Source organism: Pseudomonas sp. NPDC090592, from assembly GCF_044769185.1.
GTDB lineage: Bacteria > Pseudomonadota > Gammaproteobacteria > Pseudomonadales > Pseudomonadaceae > Aquipseudomonas.
Map to the genome: position 1 here is coordinate 210,536 of NZ_JBIVXJ010000007.1, position 18,748 is coordinate 229,283.

Genomic DNA, 18,748 nt, shown 5'->3' on the forward strand with positions numbered 1-18,748 from the left:
GAATGAGCGTGAAGGTGCACATTACAGCCTTGCGAAGGCTCTGGGCCAGCACTTGTGCCGTTTTTTCGAGCGGTTTGGTCTACAGGGGTGAGGAATAAATACCGCACCGGGTGTATGTGATCGTACAACCGCTTGCGCTATGATGAGCGCTGTCTTTCAAGGTGAAACACAGGGCAATGACAGAGCAGCAGGTACAGGCAAGGACCCGGCGCAAGCCGCGTAGTCTGGCCCAGGAACTGGTCACAGTGCTGACCGAACGCATTCGCAGCGGGCAACTCAAGCGCGGCGACAAGCTGCCAACCGAATCGCAGATCATGGCCGAGGAGGGCGTCAGCCGCACCGTGGTGCGTGAGGCGATCTCGCGGCTGCAGGCCGCCGGGCAGGTCGAGACTCGCCACGGCATCGGTACCTTCGTACTGGACGCGCCGGCTTCGGGCGGTTTCCGTATCGACCCGGCCACCGTGGTTACCCTGCGTGAAGTGCTGGCGGTGCTGGAATTGCGCATTGCCCTGGAAATCGAGTCCGCAGGGCTGGCCGCGCAGCGGCGTAGCGATGAAGAGCTGGCAGGCATGCGTGCGGCGCTGGACGAACTGAACGAAGGGGCAGCGCATGCCAATGATGCGGTGTCGGCGGATTTCCAGTTCCACCTGCGTATTGCCCAGGCCAGTGGCAACCATTACTTCGCCGATATCATCAACCACCTGGGCACCAGCATCATCCCGCGTACCCGGCTGAATTCGGCGCGCCTGGCCCATGATGACCAGGCCCATTACATGAGCCGGTTGATGCATGAGCACGAGGCGATTTATGAAGCCATTGCCCGGCGTGACAGCGAAGGAGCAAAGATGGCCATGCGCATGCACCTGAGCAATAGCCGCGAGCGCTTGCGTCAGGCACATCAAGAAGCTGAGGCGCAGGGGGCCTGAGGCCACTGCAAGCAGGGCCGGCCCCTTCGCGGGCAAGCCCGCTCCCACAGGTACTGCGCGATCTCTGTGGGAGCGGGCTTGCCCGCGAAGAGGCCGGTACAGGCAAAAGAAAAGCCCCGCCATGCGCGGGGCTTTCCTGTTTCAGGCAATCGATCAGATCGCCCCGTCACTCCACTGCCCGTTCACCAGGCGGCGCAGCCCCAGCGGGTTACCGTCACGCAGCGCCTCAGGCAGCAATGCCTGCGGGTAGTTCTGGTAGCACACCGGGCGCAGGAAACGGTCGATGGCCAAGGTGCCGACCGAGGTGCCGCGGGCGTCGGAAGTGGCCGGGTAAGGGCCGCCATGGACCATTGCGTCGCACACTTCGACGCCGGTCGGGTAACCATTGATCAGGATGCGACCGACTTTCTCTTCCAGCAGCGGTACCAGCCAGGCATAGGCTTCGAAGTCTTCCGCTTCGCCGATCAGGGTGGCGGTCAGCTGACCACGCAGGCCGAGCAGGGCGGTGCGCAGTTGCTCGTTATCCTGCACTTCGACGGCCACGGTGGTAGGGCCGAACACTTCTTCCTGCAGCAGCGGGTCGGCATTGACCAGCAGGCTGGCGTCGGCCTTGAACAGCTGGGCGCGGGCCTGGCTGCCTTGCTGAGCCTGGCCGGCCAGGTGCTGGATACCGGCGTGGGCGTGCAGGTGCTCCAGGCCGCCGATGTAGCTGCGCAGGCCGCCGGCGTTGAGCATGGTCTGGCCTGCCTGGGCGTCCAGGTGTTGGCCGAGCTCGGCCAGTAGCTGGCTGAACTGTGGCGACTGCAAGCCGATGACCATGCCTGGGTTGGTGCAGAACTGGCCTGCGCCCATGCACACCGAGCCGGCCAGCTCGCGGGCGATGCTCTCGCCACGCTTGGCCAGGGCACCCGGCAGGATGATGACCGGGTTGATGCTGGACATCTCGGCAAACACCGGAATCGGTTGCGGGCGTTGCGCGGCCATGCGGCACAGGGCGTCGCCGCCTTTGAGCGAACCGGTAAAGCCGACGGCCTGGATGGCCGGGTGCTTGACCAGCCACTCACCCACGCCGCCACCGAATACCATGTTGAATACGCCCTTGGGCATGCCGGTACGCTCGGCAGCGCGCACGATCGCGCAGCCGACCAGGTCGGCGGTGGCCATGTGGCCGCTGTGGGCCTTGAATACCACCGGGCAACCGGCAGCGAGGGCGGCGGCGGTATCACCCCCGGCAGTGGAGAAGGCCAGCGGGAAGTTGCTGGCGCCGAACACGGCGACCGGGCCGACGCCGATGCGCATCTGGCGCAGGTCTACGCGTGGCAGCGGCTGGCGCTGCGGCAAGGCCAGGTCGATGCGGGCACCCAGGTAGTCACCACGGCGCAGCACCTGGGCGAACAGGCGCATCTGGCCGCTGGTGCGGCCGCGCTCGCCCTGGATGCGGGCCGCCGGCAGGGCGGTTTCGCGGCAGACGATGGCGACGAAGGCGTCGTCCAGCTCATCCAGTTCAGCAGCGATGGCCTCGAGGAACTCGGCGCGACGGGCCGGGGCGAGTTGGCGGAATTCGGCGAAGGCTGCGGCTGCGGCCTTGGCGGCCTGGTCCACTTCGCTTTCGGTGGCCTGGGCAAAGCTGTAAGGCAGGGCTTCGCCAGTGCTGGCGTCCAGGCTCTGCAGGCGCTGGGCGCCAGCGGCGCTGCGCTGGCCGGCGATGAAGTTGTGGCCGAGGATTTCAGGCATGGGGTGCTCCTGTAGGTTGAGAGGAAATCTGTGTGGGAGCGGGCGCGCCCGCGAAGCAGCCGACTCGGTGCAGGGCACCGGCTTCGCCGGTGTTCGCGGGCATGCCCGCTCCCACAATGACCGCGTGGCATCGTTGAATCGGGCAAGGCCTTGGCATCAGGTAATAGGTGCCGGGTTGAACAGGGTGATGTCGTTGTGCAAACGGTGCTGCTCGGCCCAGGTCTGCTTGCGGCCGCTGGCCACGTCCAGGTAGTAATGGAACAGTTCCCAGCCCAGCTCTTCGATAGTCGAACGGCCTGTGGCGATGCGCCCGGCGTCGATGTCGATCAGGTCGGGCCAACGTTGCGCCAGTTCGCTGCGGGTGCACACCTTGACCACTGGTGCCATGGCCAGGCCATACGGGGTGCCACGGCCGGTAGTGAACACATGCAGGTTCATGCCGGCGGCCAGTTGCAGGGTGCCGCAGACGAAGTCGCTGGCCGGGGTGGCGCAGAACATCAGGCCTTTGCGCGTAACCCGCTCGCCAGGGCCAAGCACGCCCTGGATGGCGCCGCTGCCGGACTTGACGATCGAACCCAGCGACTTCTCGACGATATTGGACAGGCCACCTTTCTTGTTGCCCGGCGTGGTGTTGGCGCTGCGGTCGGCGGCGCCTTGTTCCAGGTAACGGTCGTACCAGTCCATTTCCCGTATCAGTGCACCGGCAACCTCCTGGTTTTCGGCGCGTGAGGTCAGCATGTAGATGGCATCGCGCACCTCGGTCACCTCCGAGAACAGCACGGTGGCGCCAGCGCGTACCAGCAGGTCGGAGGCATAGCCCAGCGCCGGGTTGGCGGTAATGCCCGAGAAGGCGTCGCTACCGCCACACTGCATGCCAAGTATCAATTCACTGGCTGGTACTGTTTCGCGGCGGCGTTGGTTGAGCTTCTTCAGGCGGGTTTCGGCCAGGTCCATGATCTGCTCGATCATTTCCACAAAGCCCAGGCTGGCGTCCTGCAGGCGGTACAGCCACGGGTCGCTGAGGTCCACCGATGGATCGTTGTCGTGCATCACCTGGCCGGCCTGCAGCTTTTCACAGCCCAGGCTGATGACCAGTGCCTCGCCGCCCAGGTTGGGGTTGCGGGCCAGGTTGCGCACGGTGCGGATCGGGATGTAGGCGTCGCGTGCGTTGATCGCCACGCCGCAGCCGTAGCTGTGGGTGATGGCCACCACGTCATCGACGTTGGGGTACTTGGGCAGCAGTTCGCTGCGGATACGCTTTACCGCGTGCTCCAGCACGCCGGTCACGCATTGCACGGTCGTGGTGATGCCAAGGATGTTGCGTGTACCGACAGTGCCGTCAGCGTTGCGGTAGCCTTCGAATGTGAAGCCTTCCAGCGGCGGCAAGGGCTGTGGGACCGCGTCGCAGCGCGGCAGGCTGTCCAGTGCCGGGGCGCTCGGCATGGCCAGTTGGCTTTCCTGCACCCAGCTGCCTTGGCGCAAGTCTTCCAGCGCATAGCCGATGATTTGCCCATAACGGCGCACAGCTTCACCCTTGGCGATGGCGACGGTGGCCACCTTGTGGCTTTGCGGCACACCTTCGACCAAGGTCAGGCCGTCGGCGAAACGGGCGCCTTCGCCCAGGCCGCCGTCGTTGACGACCACCACGACGTTGTCGTCGTCGTGCAGGCGGACGTAGCGGGGCGAGTCGGAATGTTCGATCAACTGCATGTTGGGGCCCTACTTGTCAGGTTCTCAGGCTTTTTGTACATCCGCCCGCACCGGGTAGCCCGGCGCGGGCGTGTTCACTCAGTGGCGCGAGCTTGCCAGTTCGCCGTTGGCGGCGGGCTCAGGCTGTGGCTTTGGGGCATCGTCACGTAGCTCGATACGTTTGATCGGGCCGACAATCACCAGGTAGCTGAACACCGCCACCAGGGCGTTGGCACCCACGTACACCAGCGCCCACTTGAACGAACCGGTGGCACTGATGATGTAGCCGATCACGATGGGGGTGGTGATCGAGGCGATGTTGCCAAAGGTATTGAACAGGCCACCGGACAGCCCGGCGATCTGTTTGGGCGAGGTGTCTGCCACCACCGCCCAGCCCAGTGCGCCAATGCCCTTGCCGAAGAACGCCAGGGTCATGAAGCCAACCACCATCCACTCGGCGTCGACGTAGTTGCAGAACACCATGGTGGTGGACAGCAGCAGGCCACACACGATCGGCAGTTTGCGCGAGAAGGTCAGCGAGTTGCCGCGGCGCAGCAGCCAGTCCGAGATCACCCCACCCAGCACACCGCCAATGAAGCCGCAGACCGCCGGCAGCGAGGCGATGAAGCCCGCCTTGAGGATGGTCATGCCGCGCTCCTGCACCAGGTACACCGGGAACCAGGTGAGGAAGAAGTAGGTGATGGCGTTGATGCAGTATTGGCCCAGGTACACGCCCAGCAGCATGCGGCTGGTCAGCAGTTGCTTGATGTAGCCCCATTTCGGGCCGTCGTTGCCGCGCTTCTGGTCCATGTCCACCAGGCCGCCGTTCTGCTCGATGTGTTCGAGTTCGCTTTGGCTGATGCGTGGGTGTTGGCGCGGGTTGTGGATGGTCTTGAGCCATACCATGGAGAACACGATGCCCAGTGCACCCATGACCACGAATACGTGCTCCCAGCCGAAGCTGAACACGATCCAGCCCATGATCGGGGCGAACAGTGCAGTGGCGAAGTACTGCGCCGAGTTGAAGATGGCCGAGGCTGTGCCGCGTTCCTGGGTCGGGAACCAGGCGGCGACGATGCGCGCGTTACCCGGGAACGACGGGGCTTCGGCGAAGCCAACCAGAAAGCGCAGGGTGAACAGGGTCACGACGGCCCAGGCCACCGGCAGGCCACCGACAAAGCCCTGCAGCAGGGTGAACAGCGACCAGGTGAAGATGCTGAAGGCGTAGACGTTCTTGGAGCCGAAACGATCGAGCAGCCAGCCACCAGGTATCTGGCCAGCCACGTAAGCCCATCCGAAGGCAGAGAAGATATAACCGAGGGTAACGGCGTCAATGCCGAGATCTTTCTGCAGGCTGGAACCTGCGATTGCAATGGTAGCGCGGTCGGCATAGTTGATCGTGGTCACCAGGAACAGCATGAACAAGATCAGGTAGCGCACATGCGTCTTCTTAGTCGCTTGCATGCTGGTAATACTCCCACTAGTTATTTTTGTGCGGGCTCACGAATTGTAACCGGAGTGGGGGCTTCCCACTCCGGGTGCGGCAAGGGCAGGCCGCAGGGGTACGCTTACTGCGGACCCATCTTGTCCATCAGGGCTGCGAGCATTTCGTATTCTTCGGCCGTCAGGTCGGTCAGCGGCGTGCGCACCGGGCCTGCGTCGTAACCGGCGATTTTGGCACCCGCCTTGACGATGCTCACGGCGTAGCCGGCCTTGCGGTTGCGGATGTCCAGGTACGGCAGGAAGAAATCGTCGATCAGCTTGGCCACGGCAGCGTGGTCGTCACGGGCGATGGCGTTGTAGAAGTCCATGGCGGTCTTCGGCACGAAGTTGAACACTGCGGAGGAGTACACCGGCACGCCCAGGGCCTTGTAGGCAGCAGCATACACTTCGGCGGTTGGCAGGCCACCCAGGTAGCTGAAGCGCTCGCCCAGGCGGCGACGGATCGACACCATCAGTTCGATGTCACCCAGGCCGTCTTTGTAGCCGATCAGGTTCGGGCAGCGTTCGGCCAGTTTTTCCAGCAGGTCGGCATTCAGGCGGCAGACGTTGCGGTTGTACACCACCACGCCGATTTTTACCGATTTGCACACCGCTTCAACGTGGGCGGCGACGCCGTCCTGGCTGGCTTCGGTCAGGTAGTGAGGCAGCAGGAGCAGGCCTTTGGCACCCAGGCGCTCGGCTTCTTGCGCGTATTCGATGGCCTGGCGTGTAGAACCACCCACGCCGGCGAGGATAGGTACCGAAGTAGCGCAGGTGTCGACGGCGGTCTTGATCACCTGGCTGTATTCGCTGGCGGCCAGGGAGAAGAACTCACCGGTGCCGCCAGCAGCGAACAGGGCGCTGGCGCCGTACGGGGCCAGCCATTCCAGGCGTTTGATGTAGCCAGCCTGGTTGAAGTCGCCCTGGGCGTTGAAGTCGGTGACCGGGAAAGACAGCAGGCCGTGGGAGAGGATGGATTTAAGTTCTTGTGGATTCATTGTTGTAGGCATCCTGTGGCGCTTGGGTGAAGGGTGTTGTTCTGCGTTGGAGGTAAGTTATCGTACAACTTGTGCGATGACTAGTCCCTGCTTGAGATTTTTTTGCGGCGGGGAAGGATAAAGGTGTTATTCCCTGTGCCGGCCTCTTCGCGGGCGCGCCCGCTCCCACAGGACCGCGCTCCCTTCAAGATCTGCGGAGATACTCGTGGGAGCGGGCGTGCCCGCGAAGAGGCCGGCACAGGCAGCATTAATGGATGCAGGAGACACCGATGGCAGACTATCCGCATCAGTCATCGTATCTCTTGGTAGGAAGGGGAAAAACGATCGCGGAGACAGGCACAAGGCCGCCGCCCGATTCCACGGGAAGTGTTCTGGGACCAGCAGAGGGTGACCGGGGAAACGGGGGCGGCGTTGCGCCGCCCCGCGATCAAAGCAGAGGCAACTGAAGGTCAGGCAGCTTGCTGGCGCTTGATCTGCGCCTTGCGTACCTGGGCGCGGCAAGCATCGCCGAACGCCTGGAAAATCTTGATCGAATCAGGGTTCTTCGCGGCTTGCCACTCAGGGTGCCACTGCACGGCGAACAGGAACGGCGAAATGCTCGGGGCGTGAATGGCTTCGACCAGGCCGTCTTCGGCGTGGGCGATGGCTTCGATACCGGCGCCGAGCTTGTGCAGCCCTTGGCCATGCAGGGAGTTGACGCGAATCTCGTCGGTACCCAGGGTGTCTTGCAGCCAGCTGCCCGGCTTGATCTTCACCCCATGCACCTGGGCGTACTGTACTTCAACCGGGTCTTCCGGGTTTTCCCGGTGGTCGTTGAAGCCAGGCTCGGCGTAAACCTTCTGGTAAATGTCGCCGCCCAAGGCCACGTTGATCTCTTGCATGCCGCGGCAGATGCCGAAGATTGGCAGGCCACGCTTGATCGCCGCCTTGACCAGTGGGATGTCGAACAAGTCGCGGTTCTGGTCCTGGCCTTTGCCTGGGGTCTGGTTTTCCTGGCCGTACAGGGCCGGGTCGATGTTGCTGCCGGCACCGGTCAGGTACACGCCGTCGGCCATGTCCAGGTAGGTCTCGAGGTCTTCAGTGCCGCAGCAGGTAGGCACCAGTACCGGGACGCAATCGGAGAACTCGACCAGCGGGGTAATGTATTTGTGGGTCATGACCTGATAGTCATGGCCTTTGCGCTCTTGGCTGCCCATGGTCATCAGGACGACGGGTTTGCGCAGGGAAGGTTGCTTGTTGCCAATGTTGCTGTTGGACATATGTCACCTTGGGACAGGTTCAACCTGTCGTTGTTGTGCAGGTGCACGGCGCGGGGCCCTGGGTGCAGCCTGTAGCTCCGAGCACTGCCGGCTCGTCAGAGGCGACGATTCCGGTCGGGGCATGTAGATAGCTTGCCAGAGCCGTTCGATATGTCAAACGACTGAAGAGGGCTTTAATGCGGGGAATGCGCCGGTTTTTGGGGGCTGAAACCGATGCGGGCCTGTGGCGGCGTGGGTTTGGCGGGGGTGTTGGTCAATAATATTTAACGACGCAGTTGGGTCTTTGCAGCGGTGCAATGAATGTGGCGCAGGTACTAGCCAGTTTCGGCCTCTTCGCGGGCACGCCCGCTCCCACAGGTACATCACAGGTCTCGAAGCCCGAGGTAATCCTGTGGGAGCGGGCGTGCCCGCGAAGAGGCCAGAACAGGGTTCAGTGCAGTATCTGCGCCAGAAACGCCTTGGCCCGCTCGGTGCGCGGCTGGTTGAAGAACACCTGCGGTGGGCTGTCCTCGATGATCTGCCCGCCCTCAAGGAACAGCACCCGCTCGGCCACCTGCCGGGCAAACCCCATTTCATGGGTGACACACAGCATGGTCATGCCGGTGCCAGCCAACTGCACCAGCACATCCAGCACTTCGGCAACCATTTCCGGGTCCAGGGCCGAGGTAGGCTCGTCAAACAGCATGATCCGCGGCTTCATGCACAGCGCCCGGGCAATCGCCACGCGCTGCTGCTGGCCGCCTGACAATTGGCTGGGGTACTTGTGCGCCTGGCTTTCGATACCGACCTTGCTCAGGTACATGCGCGCCCGCTCTTCGGCATCCTTGCGCGACAGCCCGCGCACGCTGGTGGGGGCCAGCAGGCAGTTGTCGAGCACGCTCATGTGTGGGAACAGGTTGAAGTGCTGGAACACCATGCCGATGTCGCTGCGCACTTGCGCCGCCTCACGGGTGGTGGCGGCCAGGTCGATGCCGCCCACCTGGATGCTGCCCTGCTGGGCCACTTCCAGGCGGTTGATGCAGCGGATCAACGTCGACTTGCCCGAGCCGGACGGCCCGCACAGCACAATGCGTTCGCCTTCGCGCACCTGCAGGTCAATGTTGCGCAGTACGTGGAATTCGCCGTAGTGCTTGTTCAGGCCTTCGATGCGGATAAGCACCTGGCGTGGGTCGGGCTCGGGGGCAAGGCTGGCAAGGCTCAGTGATGCGGTCATGTTGTTTTTCTCCCGCGTGGGTTCAGTCGAAACGGGTCGCGCTGTAGGGCGCGGGGTCGGTAAAGGGGCGTTCGCCAGTGACCAGTTCAGCCAGCAGCCGGCCGCTGACCGGGCCCAGGGTGAGGCCGTGGTGGGCGTGGCCGAAGTTGAACCACAGCCCCGGGTGGCGCGGCGCAGGGCCGATCACCGGGCGCATGTCGGGCAGGCACGGGCGGCGGCCCAGCCACGGCGTGTCGTCCAGGCGTTCGCCCAAGGCCGGGAACAGCTTGCGCGCCAGGGCCTCGCAGCGGCCAAGCTGAATCTGGTTGCCGGGCGCAGTGGGGGCGTCGAACTCGATGCCGGTGGTCAGGCGCACGCCACGCGCCATCGGTGCCAGTACGTAGCCGCCCTGGGTGTCACAGATGGAGTGCTCAAGCACAGCGCCGTCACGGGTGCTGTAATGCATGTGGTAGCCGCGCTTGATCGCCAGCGGAATCTGGTAGCCCAGGCCACTGAACAGGTCGGCTGACTGCGGGCCGAGGCAGGCGACCACCTCGTCCGCGGTGATCGGGCCGCGACGGCTGTCTATCTGCCATTGGCCGTCGGCCTGGCGCAGGCTGCGCGCATCGCCATGCAGGAACTGCCCGCCACGTTGCAGGAACAGCGCCGCATAGCCCCGGGTAAGGGCGCCGGGGTTGTTCACGGTCTTGGGGTCGAGCCAGTGAATACCGCCCACCACGGTGGCGTCCAGCTGGTGCTCGCGAGCCTGCAGCTGGCCGCATTCCAGGATCTCGAATTGCAGGCCATAGCGGCTCAGGCCCTTGGCGTCGGCCTTGGCTTGCTCGAACAGCGCCGGGGCGCGGAACACTTCGATCCAGCCTTTGGCCTGCACCAGGCCTTCAAGGCCGCCTGCCTTGATCAGCGCGTCGTGCTCTTCGACGCAGCGCTGCACCAGCGGCAACATGTCAGCGGCAGCCCCGGCCAGGCGCCCCGGGGCCGACTGGCGCCAGTAGCGCCACAGCCACGGTGCGGCTTTGGGCAAGTGCGCCAGGCTGTAGCGCACGTCGGGCTGGCGGTTCAGGCCGTAGCGCAGCAGCGCGCCAAGCTGCCTGGGGAATGCGTAGGGGATGACGCTGGAGCGCTCTATCAGCCCGGCGTTGCCGTGGCTGGTGCCGCTGCCCGGTTCGTCGCGGTCGATCAGGACGACCTGGCGCCCGCGGGCCTGCAAGTGCAGGGCAGTGCTGACGCCGACGATGCCGGCGCCGAGAACAAGGGTCTGGCAATGCATGGAACGTATCCTTCGGTCAGTTCAGGTGGCGGCCCAGGCGGCCTTCCAGGTGTTTGAGCAGGCGCCGCACCAGTTCGACGATCACCAGGTAGAGCACAGCGGCCCACAGGTAGATCTGGAAGTCGAAACTGCGCGAGAAGGCCAGTTTGGTCACGCCCATCAGGTCGTAGATGGTCACCAGCGAGGCGATGGCGCTGGCCTTGATCATCAGAATCAGTTCGTTGCCCAGCGGGCCGATGGCCACCAGCAGCGATTGCGGCAGGATCACCTTGAAGAAGGTGGTCGAGCGTTTCAGGTTCAGCGCCCGCGCCGCCTCATGCTGGCCGGGGGCGACGGCCAGCAGGCTGCCGCGGAAGATCTCGGCCTGGTAGGCGGCGGTGTTCAGGGTGAACGCCAACAAAGTGCAGAACCACGCCTCGCGGAAGAACCACCACAGCCCTACGTCCTGCCAGAAGCCCTTGAGCGAGCCCAGGCCGTAATAAAGCAGGAATAGCTGAGCCAGCAGTGGCGAGCCGCGGAAGAAGTACACGTAGCCTGCCGCCATGCGTTGCAGTACCAGGCTACGTGACATGCGCGCCAGCGCCAGCAACAAGCCAAGCACCGCGCCCAGGCTGAACGAGATCGCCACCAGTTTGGCAGTAACCAGCAGGCCATCGAGGAAGCGCGGGCCGTAACGTTCCAGCAGGTCCGGGTCGAGCACCAGTGCCAGCAGTTGATCGAGGCTCATGCGCGTGCTCCTAGCAGGTGGCGGTTGCTGCGCCGTTCGATGAAGGCAAACACACGCCCGGAAATTGCCGCGAACAGCAGGTAACCCAGGCAAGCGACGCCATAGAAGAACATCGGCTCTTTGGTCACGCTGACGGCCAGGTTGGTCTGACGCATCAGGTCGACCAGCGAAATGGTCGATACCAGCGAAGTGTCCTTGAGCAGCGACAGCCAGTTATTGGACAAGCCGGGCAGGGCGATGCGGGTAAGTTGCGGCAGCAGCACCTTGAAGAAGCCGGTACGTTTGCTCAGGCCCAGGGCCGAGCAGGCTTCCAGTTGGCCCTTGGGCAGGGTCTTGAAGGCCGCCAGCCAGATCTCGCTGGAGAACGCAGCGAACACCAGGCTGAAGGCGATCATTGCGGCGAGGAAGGTGTTGATCAGGAACTCACCCTCGTAGCCCATGGCCGCAAGGATTTTCTGTGCGGCGATCTGGCAGCCGTAATAGATGATCAGCAGTGTGAGCAGTTCGGGCAGGCCGCGGAACACCGTAGAGAACGTGGTGGCCCAGGCCCGTGGCAGGCGCTTGCGCGAGCGCGCCGCCAGGGCGACCAGCAGGCCCAGTGGCAGGCCGATGGGCAGGCAGGCCAGGGCCAGCGAAACGGTAACCAGCGCGCCGGCCAGCAGCGCCTGGCCCCAGCCTCCGCTGGCGAAGGACAGCAAGGACAATTGATCGAGCATGACGAACACCTTGTGTTGACCTCACCGGCCTTATCGCCGGCAAGCCAGCTCCCACAGGGACTGCGCATCCTTCAGGCCTTGTGCGGTCCTGTGGGAGCTGGCTTGCCGGCGATAGGGCCCGGTCAGGCGATGCGGGCTCTAAGGTCAGTTGTAGATATCGAAAGCAAAGTACTTGCTGGCGATCTTCTGGTAGGTACCGTTGGCCACGATCTGTTGCAGCGCGGTGTTCAGGCGCTGGCGCAGGGCCTCGTCGTCCTTGCGCACGGCAATGGCGGCATCGGCCTTGGTGTCGGCCACGTCGCCGAGGATCTTGCAGCAGTCCCCGCCGTTCTTGGTCATCCACTCATGCAGCGGGAACTTGTCGGCAATCACCCCGTCCAGGCGCCCGGCAGCCAGGTCGGCGTTGGCTTCGTCCATGGTCGGGTACAACTTCACATCGGCACCGGCCTTGCCGTACACGTCTTCGGCGTAGATGGCCTGGGTGGACGATGACTGGGCGCCGACGGTGTAGCCGACAAAGTCGGTCTGGGCGCTGTCGATCTTGCTGTCCTTGGCTACCGCAACGGTCAGCGGGGTGCGGTAGTAGTGGTCGGTGAAGGCGATTTTCTTGCGCCGTTCTTCGGTGTTGATCATCGAAGCGACAACAGCGTCGTACTTGCGCGCCATCAGGGCAGGGATGATGCCTTCCCAGTCCTGGGCCACCAGTGTGCACTCGACTTTCATCTGTTCGCACAGGGCATGGGTGATGTCGATGTCGAAACCGTGCAGCTTGTTATCGGCGTCGACATAGTTGAAGGGCGGGTACGCGCCCTCGGTGGCGAAGCGCAGGGTTTCGGCACTGGCGGCACCCGTCAGCAGCAGGGCGCACGCACCCACCAAGGCCATGGTCTTGTTCATCTCGCACCTCATTGCACTCTTGCTATTGTTGTTTGCCCGTCGACCACGAGGTGTAGCCGACGAACTCGTTATGTAGAGCGGCAGTCGCTTCCAAGCGTTTTTCAACATCAGGCCCGAGTTTCTTGCAGACCTCGTTGACCATCAGGTGTACCCACGACAGCATCGTCGAGGTGGATTCCCAGAACAGATTGAACTCGGTGGGGATGCGGAACACCTCATCGGCGTTGGCATCGGCCCAGTCACAGAAGGTGTCGGTCACCAGGGTGACCGCAATGCCTGCCTCGCGTGCCTTCTGGCACAGCAACAGGGCGTGGCGGGAATAACGGCGCGCTTCGAACACCACCAGGGCACTGTCCTCGGTGCGGCCCAGCAGCACGTCGCCAAAGTGCCCGGCGCTGATATCCACCAGGTGCACGCCATCGCGCAGGTATTGCAGCAAGTGGCTCATGCACATGGCGATGCCACGCTCGGTCTGGAAACCGGCAACAAACACCCGTGGCTTGCTCGCCAGGCGTTGCGCCACGCTGTGCCAGGTGGGGCTTTGGCGGTACTCGTGCACGCGCATTAAGGCGGCGATTTCCAGCTCCAGGCTGCCGGCGTTGTCACTGGCGTCCTGGTTCTGGCGGTAATCTTGCAGGCGGTCGCCCACCAGCCACGGGCCATCGCCCAGGTCGTTCTGCAGGTCTTGTTTTAATGCCTTGAGGTGGGCATAACCCAATGAACGGCAAAAGCGCCCGACGCTGGATTCGCTCACACCCAGCTTGGCCGCGATGCTGGCCGAGGTCTGAAACGGCAGTTCGTGCAGGTTGGCAAGCATGTAGGTAGCGATCTTGCGGCCCGAAGCAGCGGCCCCTTCGAGGCTGTTTTCCAGGCGTTGCTTGATCGGTTGGCTCATGCTGTGGCTCCAGGGCGTAAGGCTTGGGGAGAAAATGAATGTTTTCTGTCATCAAGTCAACATTTGACAGATTGCTGTCACATGCAGGAAAGTTTTTGTCGTTGCAACGCTGTAGCCATTCCAATACCAACAAGGAGCTTCAGATGTCCGCACCTTCCACCAGCACTGTTGTGCGTGTGCCTTTTACCGAACTGCAGGGCCTGTTGCAGGCTGTCTTCCAGCGTCATGGCTGCAGCGAACGCGTGGCCGGGGTGCTGGCTCACAACTGCGCCAGTGCCCAGCGTGATGGCGCGCACAGCCATGGGGTATTCCGCATGCCTGGGTATGTATCGACCCTGGCCAGTGGCTGGGTCGACGGCCAGGCCACGCCAAAGGTCAGCGATGTAGCTGCTGGCTATGTCAGTGTCGATGCCGCTGGCGGCTTCGCCCAGCCGGCGCTGGCTGCGGCCCGCGAGCTGTTGGTGGCCAAGGCGGTCAATGCCGGCATTGCCGTGCTGGCAATTCACAACTCGCACCACTTCGCGGCACTGTGGCCAGATGTTGAACCGTTTGCCGAAGAGGGCCTGGTGGCCCTGAGCGTGGTCAACAGCATGACCTGCGTGGTGCCGCATGGCGCCCGCAAGCCACTGTTCGGCACCAACCCCATTGCGTTTGCTGCGCCTTGCGCCGAACACGACCCGATCGTCTTCGACATGGCTACCAGCGCCATGGCGCACGGCGATGTACAGATTGCCGCACGTGCCGGCCAGCAACTGCCGGAAGGCATGGGGGTGAATGCCAATGGCGAACCGACCACCGACCCGCTGGCCATCCTGGAGGGCGGCGCCTTGCTGCCGTTTGGCGGGCACAAAGGCTCGGCGCTGTCGATGATGGTCGAGTTGCTGGCGGCGGCGCTGACCGGCGGTAACTTCTCCTGGGAGTTCGACTGGTCCGGGCACCCGGGGGCGAAAACGCCATGGACGGGGCAGCTGATCATCGTCATCGACCCGCACAAGGCCGAGGGCGAGCGGTTTGCCCAGCGCAGCCGTGAGCTGGTGGAGCAGATGCAGGCGGTGGGGTTGACGCGCATGCCGGGTGAGCGGCGTTATCGCGAGCGTGAGGTGGCCGAGGAGGAGGGGGTGGCGGTGACCGAGCAGGAGTTGCAGGGCCTGAAAGCGCTGCTTGGCTGAGCCGGCCTTTTCGCGGGCACGCCCGCTCCCACAGGGATATCACCGCCCTTGAGGCCTGTGCAGTACCTGTGGGAGCGGGCATGCCCGCGAAGAATCCAGCACAAGTTTTCGGCCATGCAATGTTGCATAGACAACCTTGCACAATGGTGGATGTTCCTGAGCCCGCACTCCGGGTATGCTCAGGGCTGCCTTTTCGAACTGTCCTGATCCAAGGAGCTGCACGCTGTGTTCAAACATGTCGATGCCTATGCCGGCGACCCGATCCTCTCGCTGATGGAAACCTTCAAGGCCGACCCGCGCGCCAACAAGGTCAACCTGAGTATCGGCCTGTATTACGATGAGGCTGGCGTAGTGCCGCAACTGGCGGCTGTGGATGCGGTGGAAAAACGCATCGCCGGCCAAGACCACGAAGCATCCCTTTACCTGCCGATGGAAGGCCTGGCCAGCTACCGCCAGGCCATTCAGGCGCTGCTGTTCGGTTCCGATCACCCCGCCGTGACCGGCGGCCGCGTGGCCACCGTGCAGACCGTGGGTGGTTCCGGTGCGCTGAAAGTCGGTGCCGACTTCCTCAAGCGCTATTTCCCGCAGTCCGAAGTCTGGGTCAGCAACCCGACCTGGGACAACCACCGCGCCATCTTCGAAGGTGCCGGCTTCAAGGTGCACACCTACCCGTACTTCGACCAGGCCACCCGTGGCGTGGACTTCGACGGCATGCTGGCCACCCTGCAAAGCCTGCCAGCCAACAGCGTGGTACTGCTGCACCCTTGCTGCCACAACCCCACCGGCGCCGACCTGGAACAACACCAGTGGCAACAGGTGGTTGAAGTGGTCAAGGCGCGCCAGCTGATCCCGTTCCTCGACATCGCCTACCAGGGCTTTGCCGAAGGCCTGGTGGAAGACGCCTACGCCATCCGCGAAATGGCCCGTGCCGGCGTGCCGTGCCTGGTCAGCAACTCGTTCTCGAAAATCTTCTCGCTGTACGGCGAGCGGGTAGGCGGCCTGTCGGTGGTGTGTGATGACGACGCCACTGCCCAGAGCGTACTGGGCCAGCTCAAGGCCACCGTACGTCGCAACTACTCCAGCCCGCCCGCCTTCGGCGCCCAGCTGGTTGCAGGCGTGCTCGGCGATGCCGGCCTCAATGCCCAGTGGGCCGAAGAGGTCGAAGTGATGCGCAAGCGTATCCTCGACATGCGCCAGGCGCTGGTCGATGCCCTGGCGGTGCTGCTGCCAGGCCAGGACTTCCAGTTCTTCCTGCGCCAGCGCGGCATGTTCAGCTACACCGGCTTCAGCGTCGAGCAGGTGCGCCGCCTGCGTGACGAGTTCGGTGTCTACCTGATCGACAGCGGCCGCGTGTGCATGTCAGGCCTGCGCCCAGCCAACCTGCAACAGGTTGCCGAAGCGTTCGCTGCTGTTCAAAAGTAGGCCTACCGGGCCTGGTCGGCCTGGAATGCGGCCTTGTAGGAGCGGCCTTGCGTCGCGATCGGGGTGCGAAGCGCCCCCGGAATTTGCAGCTTCGCCGCGAATAATGCCGGGGCCGCTTCGCGGCCCTTTCGCGACGCAAGGCCGCTCCTACATTTACCGCGCGATTTCTTCCGCTTGTAAAGACAAGTGCAACCGCTCCTCGGAAAAGGGCTTCGCAAGTGCAACCTTTCCGTGCACAATCGCGCCCCTCTTCCCCGGTTGAGTTGGGCGAAACGTCTATTTCGCCATTCTCAGCCTGTTGCAGTCTTGCGAGTGGAGCTTCACCCGGAATGAATGAGCAGGCCCCAAGCGTTGAACAACGCTTTGCAGAATCGACCCCCGCCACCCTTGGCAGCTGGGCGCGTCACGACACTACCTGGATGCTGGGCCTGTTTGGCACAGCCATCGGCGCCGGAACCCTGTTCCTGCCGATCAACGCCGGCCTTGGCGGTTTCTGGCCGCTGCTGATCCTGGCCATCCTGGCCTTCCCGATGACGTACTTTGCCCACCGCGGGCTGACCCGTTTCGTGCTTTCCGGGCGCAACGATGGCGACATCACCGAGGTGGTCAAGGAGCACTTCGGCAGCTCCGCCGGTACCGCGATCACCGTGTTGTACTTCTTCGCGATCTTCCCCATCCTGCTTATCTATAGCGTGGCGCTGACCAACACGGTTTCCAGTTTCATGGAGCACCAGTTGCACATGGAGCCACCACCACGGGCCATCCTGTCGTTCGTGCTGATCCTCGGGCTGCTGGCCATCGTGCGCTGCGGTGAACAGGCCACGGTCAAGGTCATGAGCCTGCTGGTGTACCCGTTCATCGTCGCCCTGGCATTGCTGGGCCTGTACCTGGTGCCGCACTGGACCGGTGGCATCCTCGACAGCGCCACCCAGGTGCCGCCGGCTTCGGCCTTCCTGCACACCCTGTGGCTGGCCATCCCGGTGATGGTGTTCTCGTTCAACCACTCGCCGATCATCTCGGCGTTTGCAGTGGACCAGAAGCGCCGCTACGGCGAGCACGCCGATGAGCGCAGCGGCCAGATCCTGCGCCGTGCCCACCTGCTGATGGTGGTGATGGTGCTGTTCTTCGTGTTCAGCTGCGTGCTCACCCTCAGCAGCGCCCAGCTGGCCGAAGCCAAGGCACAGAACCTGTCGATCCTGTCGTACCTGGCTAACCACTTCAGCAACCCGACCATCGCGTTCGCGGCGCCGCTGATCGCGTTCGTGGCCATCGCCAAGTCGTTCCTGGGTCACTACATTGGCGCCAGCGAAGGCCTGAAGGGCATCATCGCCAAGACCGGCGCGCGCCCGGGTGCCAAGGCCCTGGACCGCGTGGTTGCTGCGTTGATGCTGGTGGTGTGCTGGATCGTTGCCACCCTCAACCCGAGCATCCTCGGCATGATCGAGTCGCTCGGCGGCCCGATTCTCGCGGTACTGCTGTTCCTGATGCCTATGTATGCCATTCGTCGTGTACCGTCGATGCGCAAATACAGCGGTGCAGCCTCCAACGTGTTCGTGGTGGTGGTTGGCCTGGTTGCGTTGACCTCGGTGGTGTACGGCTTGCTGAGCTGATTCGCCGCTTGAAATAAAGAGTGCCCGGGTTGTCTGTCGCAACCTGGGCATTTTTTTGTCCACAAAAACTGTCAGGAAATAGAACAATTTCACCGGACCCATAGGCACCCGGCCGGCTTCATGCTTAACTCAGTGTCCTTTTCAAACCCAGCATAAGGATTTCGTCATGGCTCAAGTGACTCTCAAAGGCGGCCCGGTTCAGGTCAACGGCAATCTGCCACAGGCCGGCGCCCAGGCTCCGGCTTTCTCCCTGGTTGGTGAAGGCCTGGCTGACAAGTCGCTGAAAGACTTCGCCGGCAAGCGCAAGGTGCTGAACATCTTCCCGAGCGTCGACACCCCAACCTGCGCTACCTCCGTGCGCAAGTTCAATGCCCAGGCCAACGATGTCGCCAACACCGTCGTGCTGTGCATCTCCGCCGACCTGCCGTTCGCCCAGGCACGTTTCTGCGGTGCCGAAGGCCTGGAGAACGTGAAGAACCTGTCGACCCTGCGTGGCCGCGAGTTCCTCGAAAACTACGGCGTTGCCATCGCCGACGGCCCACTGGCCGGCCTGGCTGCCCGCGCCGTGGTGGTGCTGGACGAGAACGACAAGGTGCTGCACAGCGAGCTGGTTGGCGAAATCGCTGACGAGCCGAACTACGAGGCAGCGCTGGCTGTACTGAAGTAAGGATTGCGAGGGGAAGGGCGGGCATCTGTTGCCTGTGCCGGCCCTTTCGCGGGCTTGCCCGCTCCCACAGGGATAGC

Annotated in this window: 16 protein-coding genes; 5 read left to right on the plus strand and 11 right to left on the minus strand. The window is 63.5% G+C overall.

Translation table 11 applies throughout. The annotated features are described in order from the left end of the window. Window positions 1-176: 176 nt before the first annotated feature. A complete protein-coding gene (locus ACIQUI_RS08545; RefSeq protein WP_391134040.1) occupies window positions 177-926 on the plus strand; it encodes an FCD domain-containing protein in 750 nt (249 codons plus the stop codon). Window positions 927-1,079: 153 nt separating this feature from the next. Here the strand turns inward: ACIQUI_RS08545 and ACIQUI_RS08550 are convergent, their stop codons facing one another. The 11 genes from ACIQUI_RS08550 to ACIQUI_RS08600 form a co-directional block, all read right to left on the minus strand. Continuing rightward, window positions 1,080-2,660 carry an aldehyde dehydrogenase (NADP(+)) gene (locus tag ACIQUI_RS08550; protein ID WP_403197094.1) on the minus strand — a complete coding sequence of 527 codons (1,581 nt, stop codon included), beginning with the start codon at window positions 2,658-2,660 and terminating at the stop codon, window positions 1,080-1,082. 156 nt (window positions 2,661-2,816) lie between these two features. After that, entirely contained in the window at window positions 2,817-4,370 is a 1,554-nt protein-coding gene (gene garD, locus ACIQUI_RS08555) for a galactarate dehydratase (protein WP_403197097.1), read from the minus strand. Between the two features lie 78 nt (window positions 4,371-4,448). Further along, a complete protein-coding gene (locus ACIQUI_RS08560; protein ID WP_110638092.1) occupies window positions 4,449-5,813 on the minus strand; it encodes an MFS transporter in 1,365 nt (454 codons plus the stop codon). 104 nt (window positions 5,814-5,917) lie between these two features. Then, window positions 5,918-6,829, minus strand: coding sequence for a 5-dehydro-4-deoxyglucarate dehydratase (gene kdgD, locus ACIQUI_RS08565; RefSeq protein WP_403197098.1), 912 nt, complete (start codon window positions 6,827-6,829; stop codon window positions 5,918-5,920). A gap of 449 nt (window positions 6,830-7,278) precedes the next feature. Further along, window positions 7,279-8,088, minus strand: coding sequence for a gamma-glutamyl-gamma-aminobutyrate hydrolase family protein (locus tag ACIQUI_RS08570; RefSeq protein WP_403197100.1), 810 nt, complete (start codon window positions 8,086-8,088; stop codon window positions 7,279-7,281). A 430-nt stretch (window positions 8,089-8,518) separates the two neighbouring features. Further along, the gene (locus ACIQUI_RS08575) at window positions 8,519-9,301 is read right to left on the minus strand and encodes an amino acid ABC transporter ATP-binding protein (RefSeq protein WP_403197103.1); all 783 of its coding nucleotides are present in this window, start codon (window positions 9,299-9,301) and stop codon (window positions 8,519-8,521) included. A 22-nt stretch (window positions 9,302-9,323) separates the two neighbouring features. Then, window positions 9,324-10,568 (minus strand): FAD-dependent oxidoreductase, encoded by a 1,245-nt coding sequence (locus ACIQUI_RS08580; protein WP_403197105.1) that lies wholly within the window; start codon window positions 10,566-10,568, stop codon window positions 9,324-9,326. A 16-nt stretch (window positions 10,569-10,584) separates the two neighbouring features. Further along, window positions 10,585-11,295, minus strand: a complete 711-nt coding sequence (locus ACIQUI_RS08585; protein ID WP_403197108.1) for an ABC transporter permease — start codon at window positions 11,293-11,295, stop codon at window positions 10,585-10,587. Beyond that, entirely contained in the window at window positions 11,292-12,011 is a 720-nt protein-coding gene (locus tag ACIQUI_RS08590) for an ABC transporter permease (protein WP_403197110.1), read from the minus strand. Before ACIQUI_RS08590 ends, ACIQUI_RS08585 begins: the two co-directional genes overlap by 4 nt. Window positions 12,012-12,155: 144 nt before the next feature. Then, a complete protein-coding gene (locus ACIQUI_RS08595) occupies window positions 12,156-12,908 on the minus strand; it encodes a transporter substrate-binding domain-containing protein (RefSeq protein ID WP_016499314.1) in 753 nt (250 codons plus the stop codon). Window positions 12,909-12,930: 22 nt separating this feature from the next. Next, entirely contained in the window at window positions 12,931-13,803 is an 873-nt protein-coding gene (locus ACIQUI_RS08600) for a MurR/RpiR family transcriptional regulator (RefSeq protein WP_403197112.1), read from the minus strand. Between the two features lie 143 nt (window positions 13,804-13,946). Between ACIQUI_RS08600 and ACIQUI_RS08605 the strand changes: the two genes are divergently transcribed. From ACIQUI_RS08605 to tpx, 4 genes are all read left to right on the plus strand, one after another. Then, on the plus strand, window positions 13,947-14,972 hold the full coding sequence (locus tag ACIQUI_RS08605; protein ID WP_403197115.1) for an Ldh family oxidoreductase: 1,026 nt from the start codon (window positions 13,947-13,949) through the stop codon (window positions 14,970-14,972). Window positions 14,973-15,197: 225 nt separating this feature from the next. Further along, a complete protein-coding gene (locus ACIQUI_RS08610) occupies window positions 15,198-16,394 on the plus strand; it encodes an aromatic amino acid transaminase (RefSeq protein WP_403197118.1) in 1,197 nt (398 codons plus the stop codon). Window positions 16,395-16,723: 329 nt separating this feature from the next. Next, window positions 16,724-18,004: a serine/threonine transporter gene (locus ACIQUI_RS08615; protein ID WP_403197121.1), complete on the plus strand. Its 1,281-nt coding sequence runs from the start codon at window positions 16,724-16,726 to the stop codon at window positions 18,002-18,004. A 166-nt stretch (window positions 18,005-18,170) separates the two neighbouring features. Then, complete coding sequence (tpx, locus tag ACIQUI_RS08620; protein ID WP_391133986.1) at window positions 18,171-18,671, plus strand: thiol peroxidase; 501 nt, start codon at window positions 18,171-18,173, stop codon at window positions 18,669-18,671. Window positions 18,672-18,748 lie beyond the last annotated feature (77 nt).